The 12,458-nt window shown below is 64.4% G+C and carries 8 protein-coding genes; 4 read left to right on the top strand and 4 right to left on the bottom strand.

All coding sequences use genetic code 11. The annotated features are described in order from the left end of the window. Positions 1–641: 641 nt before the first annotated feature. From GHT07_RS18075 to GHT07_RS18065, 3 genes are read right to left on the bottom strand one after another with little or no spacing between them, the layout of a single operon-like run. Positions 642–1,094 (bottom strand): RidA family protein, encoded by a 453-nt coding sequence (locus tag GHT07_RS18075; protein ID WP_153586497.1) that lies wholly within the window; start codon positions 1,092–1,094, stop codon positions 642–644. A gap of 45 nt (positions 1,095–1,139) precedes the next feature. Continuing rightward, complete coding sequence (locus GHT07_RS18070; protein ID WP_153586496.1) at positions 1,140–2,039, bottom strand: transglutaminase family protein; 900 nt, start codon at positions 2,037–2,039, stop codon at positions 1,140–1,142. Positions 2,040–2,053: 14 nt separating this feature from the next. Further along, a complete protein-coding gene (locus tag GHT07_RS18065) occupies positions 2,054–4,633 on the bottom strand; it encodes a circularly permuted type 2 ATP-grasp protein (protein ID WP_323740996.1) in 2,580 nt (859 codons plus the stop codon). A 236-nt stretch (positions 4,634–4,869) separates the two neighbouring features. Here GHT07_RS18065 and GHT07_RS18060 point away from each other — a divergent pair, with 236 nt between their 5' ends. Continuing rightward, complete coding sequence (locus GHT07_RS18060; protein ID WP_153586495.1) at positions 4,870–5,175, top strand: hypothetical protein; 306 nt, start codon at positions 4,870–4,872, stop codon at positions 5,173–5,175. 206 nt (positions 5,176–5,381) lie between these two features. On the opposite strand, the gene GHT07_RS18055 is transcribed toward GHT07_RS18060, so the two are convergent. Then, the gene (locus tag GHT07_RS18055; protein ID WP_153586494.1) at positions 5,382–8,813 is read right to left on the bottom strand and encodes a transglutaminase family protein; all 3,432 of its coding nucleotides are present in this window, start codon (positions 8,811–8,813) and stop codon (positions 5,382–5,384) included. A gap of 286 nt (positions 8,814–9,099) precedes the next feature. On the opposite strand from GHT07_RS18055, the gene GHT07_RS18050 reads away from it, so the two are divergent. The 3 genes from GHT07_RS18050 to GHT07_RS18040 all read left to right on the top strand — a co-directional run bounded on the left by GHT07_RS18050 (position 9,100) and on the right by GHT07_RS18040 (position 12,432). Then, on the top strand, positions 9,100–9,471 hold the full coding sequence (locus GHT07_RS18050) for a hypothetical protein (RefSeq protein ID WP_153586493.1): 372 nt from the start codon (positions 9,100–9,102) through the stop codon (positions 9,469–9,471). Between the two features lie 113 nt (positions 9,472–9,584). Beyond that, entirely contained in the window at positions 9,585–10,013 is a 429-nt protein-coding gene (locus GHT07_RS18045; RefSeq protein WP_153586492.1) for a hypothetical protein, read from the top strand. 73 nt (positions 10,014–10,086) lie between these two features. After that, a complete protein-coding gene (locus tag GHT07_RS18040) occupies positions 10,087–12,432 on the top strand; it encodes a DNA internalization-related competence protein ComEC/Rec2 (RefSeq protein ID WP_153586503.1) in 2,346 nt (781 codons plus the stop codon). The last annotated feature ends 26 nt before the right edge of the window (positions 12,433–12,458 follow it).

Raw genomic sequence — 12,458 nt, 5'->3', positions numbered from 1 at the left:
TGCGACCCTAAACGCGTCACCGGCGACCGTGAAGCGGTGAGCGATAACATGTCAATCGACACGGACGCACAGCAGCAGGCCGCCGCTCTCGCCGCAGTTGCTGTGCGCCGGTCATTTTTACGTTAGAGCTCACTGGTGACACCTACAAGCTTGGAGGCCGTAGCCCTCGCCCTGTATCCCCACAGGTGGTTGCTTGCTTGCACGTCGGGAATCACCTTCGGGAGCTGTGTGCTTGCGGGCTTCATCGCATCTGCCACTCTTACGCTGACTATCCCGCTTCTCGGGCCTCTATGCGCTCTGCCGTGGATCATGTTCTGCATTTGTGTCTGGTTCCACCCTGAGCGTGGCACCCTCCGTATGAAGGCTGGCATGGGAACAACTGCGATCTTGCGGACTGCGGCGCGTTGGTATGCAGCAGTCTTCATCGCTTTGGTCACGCTGGTCGCAGCAGTCGTTTGGCCAGTTTCGGCATTACGATGGGCGGCATGAGCTCTAACTGGCCCGTCAACATGGACGCGGAGCTTGCTTCACTTTAGTCGACACGCCGACCTATCCGTCAGAGCGTCCCACGCCAAAGCGAATCGGACCTGAGCCCGATCAAGTCAAGGCCACACAACAGCCGTGGCCTACCCCGAACAAAGTCAAACCTCCGCGATCAACTCAATCTCCACACAAGCCCCCATCGGGATCTGCGCCACACCAAATGCACTGCGGGCATGCGCGCCCTTGTCGCCGAACACTTGCCCGATCAGCTCGCTCGCGCCATTCGTCACCAGATGCTGCTCGGTGAAATCAGGCGTGGAGTTCACCAGGCTCATCAGCTTGACGATGCGTTTCACATTGTTCAGGTCGCCCACTGCGGCGTGCAAAGTGCCCATCAAGTCCACAGCAATCGCGCGCGCTGCGGCTTTGCCTTCTTCGGTCTGCATCGTCTTGCCGAGCTGGCCAACCCAGGCCTTGCCGTCTTTCTTCGCAATGTGGCCAGAGATGAAAACCAGGTTGCCCGTCTTCACGAAGGGCACATAGGCGGCGGCAGGGGTTGCCACGGGCGGCAGGGTGATGCCGAGGTCTTTCAGCTTGTCGTAAATGCTCATGTCAACTCCTGGTGCTTGAAAAGGTTCAAGCGATTGTAGGAGCGGCTAGGAGGCAGCGTGCGATGCATCCACCGGCGTGACCGTCACGCCCACATCGAGTTTGTGATTCGCGCCACCATGAATCACGCCGCGCACCGGCGACACGTCGGCGTAGTCGCGGCCCAGGGCGAGCGTCACGTAGTCTTCGCCGGGCGCGCGGTCATTGGTGGGGTCAAGGTCGGTCCACTCACCCGGGCCGCCTTCGCGCGGCAAATAAATAGAGACCCACGCGTGCGATGCATCTGCGCCCACCAGTCGCGGCTGGCCCGGCGGCGGCTCGGTCAGCAAATAGCCGCTCACGTAGCGCGCAGGCAGGCCCAGGCTGCGCAGGCACGCGAGCATGACGTGCGCAAAATCCTGGCAAACGCCCTTGCGCAACTCAAGCGCCTCCAGCGCCGGCGTGCTCACATCGGTCGCTTCGGTTTCGTAAGCAAACTCGACGTGGATGCGATGCATCAGGTCGCGCGCGGCTTCCATGATGCTGCGCTCGGGCGTGAAGCTCGGCATGGCGTACGTCACGAAGTTCTCATGGCGCGGCACATAGGGCGATGCAAAGCAGAATTCCGCCGCCGGGTCGTACGCGGCGCCGCGGTGGTAGCGCAGCCGCTCGCGCACCTCTTCCCAGCTCATGTCGCACTGCACGACGGGTGGCGGCGACGTGCGCACCAGGCTCGTCGCCACAATCACCAGTTCGTCGTGGCGCACCTGCAGGCTGAAGAACGCCCGCGTGTTGCCGTAGACATCGACGGCTTCGGTCTGCTGGGCGGGCGTGGGCTCCACCGCCAGCTGGTGGCTCAACACCTGCTGGTGTTCGTTGTGCAAAGGCTTCAGGTGCGCCATGTGTTGCGCCGTCTTCACCGCAGGCGAGTAGTCGTAGCGAGTCTCGTGGACGACGTGCAGCAACATCGAAGGATCTCTCTTCAGGCGCCAACGCTGTGACGCGACTCGCCCGAGTGCGTGAAGTAGCGCGCGCCCAGGTCGTCAGAGAGTTTGTACGCCGCATCAGCGCAGCGCTGCAGCAGCGCCATCAGCATCGGGTAGTCGCCGTTGCCATCGCGCTGGCACATGGCGGCAAGTGTCCACTCCTGCGGATCGGGCACGGTGAGGGCGATCTCGGGCACCACGCCGGGTGCGCTGCCCGCCAGCTTGGCGAGCCGGCCCCGCAATGTTTGTGCGACCCAGCCGAGCGAGCGCGGATTGTCACGATCGAGCACCAGCAGGTCGAGCAGGGCCGGGATGTCATGGCGCTGCTGGTATTGCGAATGGAAAGTGATGGTGCTGTCAAAGAGCGCTACCACCGCTTCGAAGCCGGCTTCATCATGGACGGCGCCCGTTGCGAATGCCGTCTCCAGCGCCGACGCCAGAAAGCCGAGCCGTTCAAGATGACGGCCGATGGAGAGCAGGCGCCAGCCGTCGTCGCGCGTCATGCGGTCGGTTTGCGCGCCCGTCATGGCGGCTGTGGCGCTCGACAGTGCCTCAAGCACCCGCACGGCCTCGACAGACGAAATGTCGCCGTTGTCCGTCGCGAGCCGGCAGCCGCGAAAGAAGTCCTGCTCGGCGCGCACGATCACGTTCCACTGCTCCTGCGACAGGCGCTCGCGCACAGCCGAGGCCGCGTTGCGCAGCGCGACGAGGTTGTAGCCGACGCTGGTCGAGTCGTCGACGTCTGCCAGGCTCGCGACGAGCGAGCGCTCGAACACGCGGCGGCTCAGCTGCGCGGACGGCACGTCGGGCAGCACCAGCGAGTTCGCCTCGGCCATCGCGCTCAGCCACGTCAGCAGCGGCTGCGACGTCTGGTCTTCGCCATTCATGCAGTCAAGCACCAGGCGAGCCAGGCGCGCGGTGTTCTCGCATCGCTCGGTGTACCTGCCCAGCCAGAAGAGATTCTCGGCGGCGCGGCTGGTCGCGCTTCGCGTGCGGTGGGAGATCTCGGTGGCGGGTTGCTCGGAATGCAGCAGGCTGGTGGAATCGACCTCGCCTTCGGTGAGCACCCACGTGTCCGCGCTGCTGCCGCCGCGCTGCATCGACGCGATCTCGATCGTGGCGCTTGCAATGCGCGTCATGCCGCCAGGCAGCACGCGCCAAGACTGCATGCCGTCCGAGACGGCAAACACGCGCAGCATGAGCGAGCGCGGCGCGATACGGTCACCCTTGGGGTCTTGCTTCCAGGTGGGCATTTGCGAGAGCGGCAGGTGCGCCTGCACCGTGTATTCCTCAGGCTCGCGCACGATGCGGCCCGCCCACTCGTCAAGCTCGCGGCGCGAGAGCGATGTGCCCAGCACTGCTTGCGCATTGGCGCCCACATAGGTGGCCTTGATCACGCTCGTGGCAAGCTGCGGCAGCACGGCCTGCATCGCCGCGCGCTCGCCGCACCACCAGGTGGGCAGTGATGGCAGCGCGAGTTCTTCGCCCAGCAAGTGGCGCGACAGCGCCGGCAGGAAGCCCAGCAGCGCAGTCGATTCGAGGAACGCCGAGCCCGGCGCATTGGCGACGAGCACGTTGCCCGCGCGGATCGCCTGCAGCAGGCCGGGCACGCCCAGCCGTGAGTCGCTGCGCAGTTCGAGCGGGTCGAGAAATTCGTCATCGAGCCGCTTGAGGATGCCGTGAACGGGTTCGAGCCCTTTGAGCGACTTCAGGTACAGCTTCTGGTCGCGCACCGTGAGGTCGCCGCCTTCGACCAGCGTGAGGCCCAGGTAGCGCGCGAGGAACGCGTGCTCGAAATACGTTTCGTTGTAGGGGCCCGGCGTGAGCAGCACGATGCGCGGCTCGCTGTCGGCGGGGCACATCGCGCGCATGCCGTCCATCAGCGCGCGGTAGGTGGCTGCAAGCCGCTGCACCTTCATGTCGCGGAACGCTTCGGGGAACAGCCGTGAGGTGATCAGTCGGTTTTCAAGCAGGTAACCCAGGCCCGAGGGCGCCTGTGTGCGCTGCGACACGACCCACCAGTCACCCTGGGCGTCGCGAGCCATATCGAATGCGGCGATGTGCAGGTGCACGCCGCCCGCAGGCCTGACGCCATGCATGGGCCGCAGGTAGCCCGGGTGCCCTTGCACAAGGGCGGGCGGCAGCAGGTTGCGTGCGAGCAGCTCTTGCGGGCCGTACACGTCGGCCATGATGCGGTCGAGCAGCCTGGCGCGCTGCAGGACACCCTGCTCGAGGCGCTGCCAGCTTTGCGCCGAGATCACCAGCGGGAACAGGTCCAGTGACCAGGGCCGCTGCGGCCCGTTGGCGTCGGCATAGACGTTGTAGGTGATGCCGTTGTCGCGGACTTGCCGTTCGAGGTTGGTGGTCCGGCGGTTCAGGTCGGCAAAGCCATCAATGCCGAGCTTGTCGAAGAACTGCGCCCAGGGCGGCGCGAGAGGCCCACCAGGCTGGCCGCCGCGCAGCTCGTCGTAGTGCCCGGCGGCCGCAGGTGGTGCGAGTGCCGCGGCCAGTTGCGCTGGCGTCTCCAGGGCGTCTTGCCCGAAGAGTGAGTTGGCCGGGTCGGTCAGGTTGTCCACGCGTAGGTAATGTCCTTGCGCATTGTCACATCGCCCGTGGCGTGCGCTGCGCAAACGGGCCGCAACCTCAGCTGTACGCAAGTCGCTTGTTGCAAGGCAACGACGTATGCGCCGCTGACAGGGCCCGGTCAGGGGCTGGCTCGCACAGCCATTCTCGGCGGTCTCCTACAGGGGGGCCTGGCTCGCGAAGCCAACAATTTCCCACGTTCAATCAACCCATCTGAAGGGAGTACCCCATGATCAAAACCACACTGCTCGCCGCCCTGGTCGCTGTCGGCGTTGTCGGCCTCACCGGCTGCGACGTCAAGAAGACGCAGGAAGGCAACGTGACCATTCCGAAGTACGAAGTCGAGAAAAAAGCTGAAGGCGATGTGACGCTGCCGAAATACGAAGTGACAGGCCCGGATGTCAAGGTCGGCACGAAGGACGCCACGATCACCGTGCCCAAGGTCGAGACGGAAAAGAAGACGATCGAGGTCCCGACGATCGACGTGAAGACGGCCAAGGAAAAAGAAGCCGAGAAGGCCAAGTCCGGCGGCTGATCGGCATGTCCGACGGGCCGGATATCCACTGCGTCTGTGGATAAGCCTGTTGGTTACTGGGCTGGCTGCTGGCCAGACCCAGTATTGACGCGGGTTCCAACACGATGCCCGCGCAACGGGCAGGCCTTGGCGGCAACCGCCATTGCGGGCTTGACCGGCCGACAGTTCCGTCGTATGGGCGGTGCACAACCCGCTGCGGCGCGCCGTTACTGAACGGGCTTGCGCAAATCCATCGTGAACGGAAACTCGCGGCTGCCTGCCACATTGATCGTGGCGGGTGGCACTTTTATTTTTCCGGGCGTGTGGCCCATGCGGAAGAATCGTGCGAGCCTTCGGCTTTCCGCCTCATACGAATTGACGGGGAACGTGTCGTAATTTCTGCCGCCGGGGTGCGCCACGTGGTATTGGCACCCGCCGAGTGAACGGTTCATCCACGTATCAACAATGTCGAACACAAGCGGCACATGCACGCCGATGGTGGGGTGCAATGCCGATGGTGGCGCCCATGCCTTGTAGCGCACACCTGCAACGAATTCGCCTGCCACACCCGTAGGCTGCATCGGCATGGCCTTGCCATTGACGGTGACGACATAGCGGCTGCTGTTCATGCCTGTCACCACCACTTCAATGCGCTCCAGCGACGAATCAACGTAGCGCACGGTGCCGCCTGAAGAGCCTTCCTCGCCCATCACATGCCAAGGCTCCAGCGCGTTGCGCAGGGTCAGTTCCATGCCGCTGGTCTTCACCTCGCCAACGAGCGGGAAGCGGAATTCGAAATGTGGTGCAAACCACGCGTCATCAAACGCATAGCCGGCCGCGCGCATCTCCTGCAGCACATCGTTCATGTCCATGCGAATGAACGTAGGCAGCAGCCAGCGGTCGTGCAACTCGGTGCCCCATCGCGTGACGGGCGCGCGATACGGCTCTTTCCAGAAGCGTGCGACCAGCGCGCGAATCAGCAGTTGCTGCGCCACGCTCATGCGCGCGTGCGGCGGCATTTCGAAGGCGCGCAATTCGAGCAGGCCCAGGCGGCCCGTTGCCGAATCGGGCGAGAACATCTTGTCGATGCAGAACTCGCTGCGGTGCGTGTTGCCCGTGACATCGACGAGGATGTTGCGCAGCACGCGATCGACCAGCCACGCGGGCATGGCCTCGCCATGAATCTGGCGGCTGCGCTCAATTTCGCGCACGGCTATCTCCAGCTCATAGAGCTGGTCGTTGCGCGCTTCGTCCACGCGCGGCGCCTGGCTGGTCGGGCCGATGAACATGCCTGAGAACAGGTACGACAGCGATGGATGGTTGTGCCAGTACAGCAGCAGGCTCGCCAGCAACTCGGGCTTGCGCAGGAAGGGCGAGTCAGCAGGCGTTGCGCCACCCAGCACGAAGTGATTGCCGCCACCCGTGCCGGTGTGCCGGCCGTCGGTCATGAATTTCTCTGCAGACAGGCGGCATTCGAAGGCGGCCTGGTACAGGAATTCGGTGTGCTCGACGAGCTCCTTCCAGTTGCTCGCGGGATGGATGTTCACCTCGATCACGCCGGGGTCGGGCGTGACTTGCAGCAGCTTCAGCCGTGCATCGCGCGGCGGCGGATAGCCTTCAAGAATGATCTTGACGCCGAGCTCTTGCGCTGTGGCTTCAATGGCCGCGAGAAGGTCGAGATAGTCCTCCACACGTTCGAGCGGCGGCATGAACACATACAGCTGGCCGCTGCGCTGGCCTACGGCCTCCGCCTTCGGGCCATTCGCGCGGCGCGGGTCGCGTGCTTCCACGCACAGCGCCGTGCGCGCCAGGCCCGCAGCCGATTTGTGGCGTGGCGGTTGCTCGAACTCCTGCGCGGCAACTTCCGGCTCCACGATGGAGCCGGCAGGGCCGGTTCGCACGGGCACCTCTTGTTTGGGCGCTGGCTCCACATAGCGCGACTGCATCGCAACGAACGCAGGCAGCGCTTCGCGATGCGCCGCAGGATCTTTCTCGATCACATACGGCAGGTCGGCGGCCTTGGCCCACGGCAGGGAGTCGAGCGGCAGGCGCAGGCCCATCGGCGAATCACCGGGGATGAGGTACAGCCGGTCGTCACGCAGGAACCACGGGTTGGTCACCCAGCGCGGGCCGCTCAGGCTGGGCCTGGCTTCGTTCACGGCCAGCGGCAGCACATAGCCGACGACGGCGTCGAGCTTTTGCTCGAACACACGGCGCAGGCGCACGCGCTCCATCTCGTCGTCCAGCCGCGAGTCGAATGGATCGACGTTCACTGGCAGGCGGCGTTCGCGCCACAGGTAATAGAAAACGTCTTCGTAGCCCGGCTGGATGTAGTCCGGCCTGATGTGCAGCCGCTTGGTGAGCGCATGCATGAATCGCTTGGCATCATCGCTCGTGTATTGCGCAAGATCATCCTCGTCGCCGAAGAGCGCGGGGTTGTTCCATGCCGGCTGCCCGTCGGCACGCCAGTAGATCGACAACGCCCAACGCGGCAACTGCTCGCCCGGGTACCACTTGCCCTGGCCGAAGTGCAGGAAGCCGCCGGTGCCGTATTCGGCGCGCAGCTTGTGCACGAGTGCCTGTGCGTAGCGGCGCTTCGTGGGCCCGAGTGCGTCGGTGTTCCATTCGGGCGCATCCCGATCGACAGTGGCCACATAGGTGGGCTCACCACCCATCGTCAGGCGCACATCGCCTGCCTGCAGCTCGCGGTCCACCGCTTCGCCAAGGGCGAGGACCTGCGCCCACTGGTCTTCGGTGTAAGGCTTGGTCACGCGCGGCGATTCAAAAATGCGCGTGACTTCCATGTGATGCGAGAACGTCACCTCGGCCTCGTCCACCACGCCCTCGATGGGCGCCGCGCCTGACGGCTGCGGCGTGCACGCGAGCGGAATATGGCCTTCGCCAGCGAGCAGGCCCGACGTTGGGTCAAGGCCGATCCAGCCAGCGCCGGGCAAGTACACCTCACACCAGGCGTGCAGGTCGGTGAAGTCAACGGTGGTGCCGCTGGGGCCGTCGAGCGCCTTCACGTCGGGCGTGAGCTGGATCAGGTAGCCCGACACGAAGCGCGCCGCCAGGCCGCAGTGGCGCATCAGCTGCACGAGCAGCCAGCCCGAGTCGCGGCAGGAGCCACTGCCGTTGGTGAGCGTTTCTTCCGGCGTCTGCACACCCGGCTCCATGCGGATGAGGTACTTCACATCGCCTTGCACCTGCTGGTTGAGCGCCACCAGGAAGTCGATGGTGCGGCGCTCCTTGCGGTCGATCTTGTCGACGTAGGCCTTGAGCAGCGGCGTGAGCGGCTCGGCTGCGAGATAGGGCGCAAGCTCTTCCTTGACGATCGGCTCGTACTTGAAGGGGAAGTTTTCCGCGCTGGGTTCGAGGAAGAAGTCGAACGGGTTGTACACCGCCATTTCCACCACGAGATCGACCGTGACCTTGAATTCCTTCGTCTTCTCCGGGAACACCAGCCGCGCCTGGTAATTGGAGAACGGGTCCTGCTGCCAGTTGATAAAGTGGTTGGCCGGCTCGACCTTCAGTGAGTACGAAATGATGTTGGAGCGCGAGTGGGGCGCTGGCCGCAAACGAATGACCTGGGGCCCGAGCTGGACGGGCCTGTCGTATTGGTAGTGGGTGACGTGGTTCAGTGCGGCATGGATCGACATGCGGCCAATGCTAGCAAGTCTGGGGCCTGCGGCGGGATTTCTCTCAAGAGAGTCTTGAGGCAGGGGTGAAATTTCGCGCCGTGTGCAAGACGCTTCAGTCTAGGTTGCCGGGGAGCTACTTGTCTCTACACTCGCGCCAAAAATAAATGGGAGGCGCTGTGCGAGTGTTGGATTGGATCGCAAGCTTGAGCCAATTGACTCATTCGAGAGCGAGTCCCTTCAGGTTCCTCGACACGGTGTCGAGTGAGGTCAGCTCGTGACGGGCATTTGAAAGGGAAATAGAAAGATGCAAATCGTATTGGTAGGTGGTGACTACACTGCTGCGACTCCGAGTTTTTACGACCCGGGGCAAGGCGGCGGTGGACTGGACATGGGCTGGGCGTTTGACTTTGTCATGGAGGATTGGTCAAGCAGCGCGGAGCTGTACACCGGTGATGGATGGGCCGGGAATTTCTCCGTTGTAGATCCGGTACACGCGCCTGGTGACAGCGATGTCGTCACTGCGGGTCTTGGCAGCCGGCTCCTTGAGGGCGTCGCTGCGGGCCTAATCACCGAGGGTGTTAAGGTCTATTGGAACTTCCTGATCAAAGATGGCGCACCGAGCAATGAGAACGGCGTCAACTGGGATCTCAGCCCCTTCTTCACGCAGGGTGCATAGGCATTAAACCAAGGGCGACGTCTGCATCGTCGCCCTCCAATTCAATGCAAAGGCTGACGCGAGTCCTGTTTGAGAGGGTGCCCCCTTTGTGGTGGCACGCAATTCTGCTTTGGTTGTTCGCCGTCCTGCCGAACATCGGCATCAGCGGGTTGGCGAACCTGGCGGCATTCACGCTGCAAGGCGAAACATCGAGCTTCGGCCAACAGCATGGCGAGCCCTGGGTCTCCGCTTTTCAATCGATGCTGTTCGCGCCTTTTGTGGAGACGTTGCTTCTCTGCGTGTGGATTGAAGCCGCGGTGCGCCTCGGGCAAAAGAGGCTCTTCATTGCCATCGGCGCTGGCGTGATTGCCGGACTGCTCCATGCGATCGTCACCCCCATCTGGTTTTTTACGAGTGCGTGGGCATTTTTTGTCTACGCATGTGGGTATCTGGCCTGGAGGCCACATTCATTCCCGTCGGCGTTCATCGCAGCGGCGCTCGCCCACGCTCTCAACAATGCCACGGGCGTTGCACTGCTCTTTGTCATAGCCAGGTTCGCGTGAGCGGCGATTCTTGAAAGCGGTCTGGTTGTTTCCGCTGGGCGCGGTCGTGGGTACGGCGATTCAACTGCAGCAAATGCGGCTGTGGGACGTGGCGGTTTACCTGCTGATCGCTGCTTTCGCGCTGGGGCTGATTGGCTTGACGCGCAGGTGGCGCCCTGCGGCTGGGCTCCTCATCGCGCTGATCGGCTTTGCACTCCTGTTCTTCGCGATCTGCGGCTTGCGCTCTGCGCATTACTCGGATCATGCGTTGCAGCCGTCACTCGAAGGCCGCGACGTCTCGGTCATTGGCGTGATCAGCGCCATGCCCCAGCGCAGCGACATCGGGCTGCGCTTTCGCTTCGATGTGGAGTCGGCTTCCATCGGCGGTGCGCCTGCCACTGTGCCGCCCCAAATCCTTCTGGGCTGGTACGGCGGTCCCACCGCCGCCGCCACCGAAGGCGCCGACGCGGCCCGCGTTATTCCCGACGTGCGCGCCGGCGAACGCTGGCACATGACGGTGCGCCTGAAGGCGCCGCACGGCAACCTCAACCCGCATGGCTTCGACTACGAACTCTGGCTGTGGGAGCAGGGGCTGCAAGCCACGGGATACGTTCGCAACGGCGCGCGCGATGCTGCGCCCCAACTCGTCGCCGACACGTGGCTGCATCCCATCGAGCGGGCACGCCAGGACGTGCGCGATGCGATTTACGAACGCGTCACCGACAGGAAGGCCGCAGGCATCCTGGCGGCGCTGGTCGTGGGCGACCAGAGCGCGATTGACCGCGCCGACTGGGACGTCTTTCGCGCGACAGGTGTCGCCCACCTCATGAGCATCTCAGGCCTGCACGTGACCATGTTCGCGTGGGCCGCAGCGCTGGCCGTGGGCGGTGCGTGGCGGCGCAGCCAGCGGCTGTGCCTCGCGTGGCCAGCGCAGCACGCGGCGCTTCTGGGCGGTGTTGTGCTCGCCACGGCCTACGCGCTTTTCAGCGGCTGGGGCGTGCCTTCGCAGCGCACGGTCTGGATGCTGGCAACTGTCGCACTGCTGCGCCTGTCGTCGCGGCAATGGCCGCGGCCGTATGTGTGGCTGCTGGCGTGCGCCGTCGTCGTGGTCATCGATCCGTGGGCGATGTTGCAGGCGGGCTTCTGGCTCAGCTTTGTGGCTGTGGGTGTTTTGTTCGCAGCCGATCCGGGCGCCGCCGAAGGGGCTGACGGCGACGGGCAGGGACGCATTGCAAAGGTCGTTGCTGCGTTGAAGGCCGGCTGGCATGAGCAGTGGGTCGTCACCGTCGCACTCACACCGTTGTCGCTGCTGCTGTTCGGCCAGGTGTCCGTCGTCGGGCTGCTTGCCAATGCGCTGGCCATTCCGTGGGTCACGCTGGTGGTGACGCCATTGGCGATGGGCGGTGTGCTCATCTCTTCGCTGTGGACGGTCGCTGCATGGGCCGTTGATGTACTCGGCATTTACTTGCAGTGGCTGGCCCGCTTCCCGTTCGCCACCGTGGCGATGCCGGCCGCGCCGCTGTGGGCCGGCGCTGCGGCGGTGCTGGGTGGATTGCTCCTGGTCATGCGACTGCCGTGGTCGCTGCGGTTTCTTGGCGTGCCCCTGATGCTGCCGCTCGTGCTGTGGCAAGCCGCTCGCCCGCTCGACGGCCAGTTCGAGCTGCTCGCGGCAGACGTCGGGCAGGGCAATGCCGTCATTGTTCGCACGGCAACGCACACGCTGGTGTACGACACCGGCCCGCGCTACAGCGTCGAAAGCGACGCGGGCCAGCGCGTGCTGGTGCCGCTGTTGCGCGCGCTGGGCGAGAAGGTGGACATGGTCATGCTCAGCCACCGCGACTCGGACCACACCGGCGGCGCCGTGGCCGTTCTCAACATGCAGCCACAGGCCGAACTGCGCAGCTCCATTGAAGATTCGCATGAGCTGCAAGCCGTTCGCCGGTCGCAGCGGTGCATCGCCGGCCAGCACTGGCAGTGGGACGGCATCGACTTCCTGGTGATGCACCCACAGGCCACCGACTACGACGCAAGCGCCAAGCCCAATGCCATGAGCTGCGTGTTACGCGTCTCAAGTGGCTCGCGCACGGCGCTGCTCGTGGGCGACATCGAACAGCCGCAGGAAGCGCGGCTTGTTCACGACGCCAGTGCCGCGCTGCTGCATGCCGATGTGCTGCTCGCGCCCCACCATGGCAGCAAGACGTCGTCGAGCGACGCGTTTGTTGATGCGGTGCGACCTTCCGTCGCGATCTTCCAGGCGGGATACCGCAACCGCTTCGGGCATCCCGCGCCGCCCGTGTTGCAGCGCTATGCCGACAGGCATGTCGTGCGCATCGACTCGCCTCATTGCGGGGCAGCGACGTGGCAGTCGGCGACGCCGGATGTCGTCACCTGCCAGCGCACGGCCGGGCTGCACTATTGGCACCACGTACCGGCCCCATAATTGCAAGCTGTCCGATTCCTTCACCG

It is taken from the genome of Caenimonas koreensis DSM 17982 (assembly GCF_009646335.1).
Classification (GTDB): Bacteria; Pseudomonadota; Gammaproteobacteria; order Burkholderiales; family Burkholderiaceae_C; genus Ramlibacter; species Ramlibacter koreensis.
The sequence above is the reverse complement of the archived record's forward strand: the minus strand, read 5'-3'. Positions and strand labels throughout refer to the sequence as shown.

What these genes read in the sequence shown, in the direction of transcription:
- GHT07_RS18040 (WP_153586503.1), top strand. Translation starts at nt 10,087, where the DNA reads ATGCGGCTGTGGGACGTGGCGGTTTACCTGCTGATCGCTGCTTTCGCG.
- GHT07_RS18055 (WP_153586494.1), bottom strand. Translation starts at nt 8,813, where the DNA reads ATGTCGATCCATGCCGCACTGAACCACGTCACCCACTACCAATACGAC.
- GHT07_RS18070 (WP_153586496.1), bottom strand. Translation starts at nt 2,039, where the DNA reads ATGTTGCTGCACGTCGTCCACGAGACTCGCTACGACTACTCGCCTGCG.
- GHT07_RS18050 (WP_153586493.1), top strand. Translation starts at nt 9,100, where the DNA reads ATGCAAATCGTATTGGTAGGTGGTGACTACACTGCTGCGACTCCGAGT.
- GHT07_RS18060 (WP_153586495.1), top strand. Translation starts at nt 4,870, where the DNA reads ATGATCAAAACCACACTGCTCGCCGCCCTGGTCGCTGTCGGCGTTGTC.
- GHT07_RS18075 (WP_153586497.1), bottom strand. Translation starts at nt 1,094, where the DNA reads ATGAGCATTTACGACAAGCTGAAAGACCTCGGCATCACCCTGCCGCCC.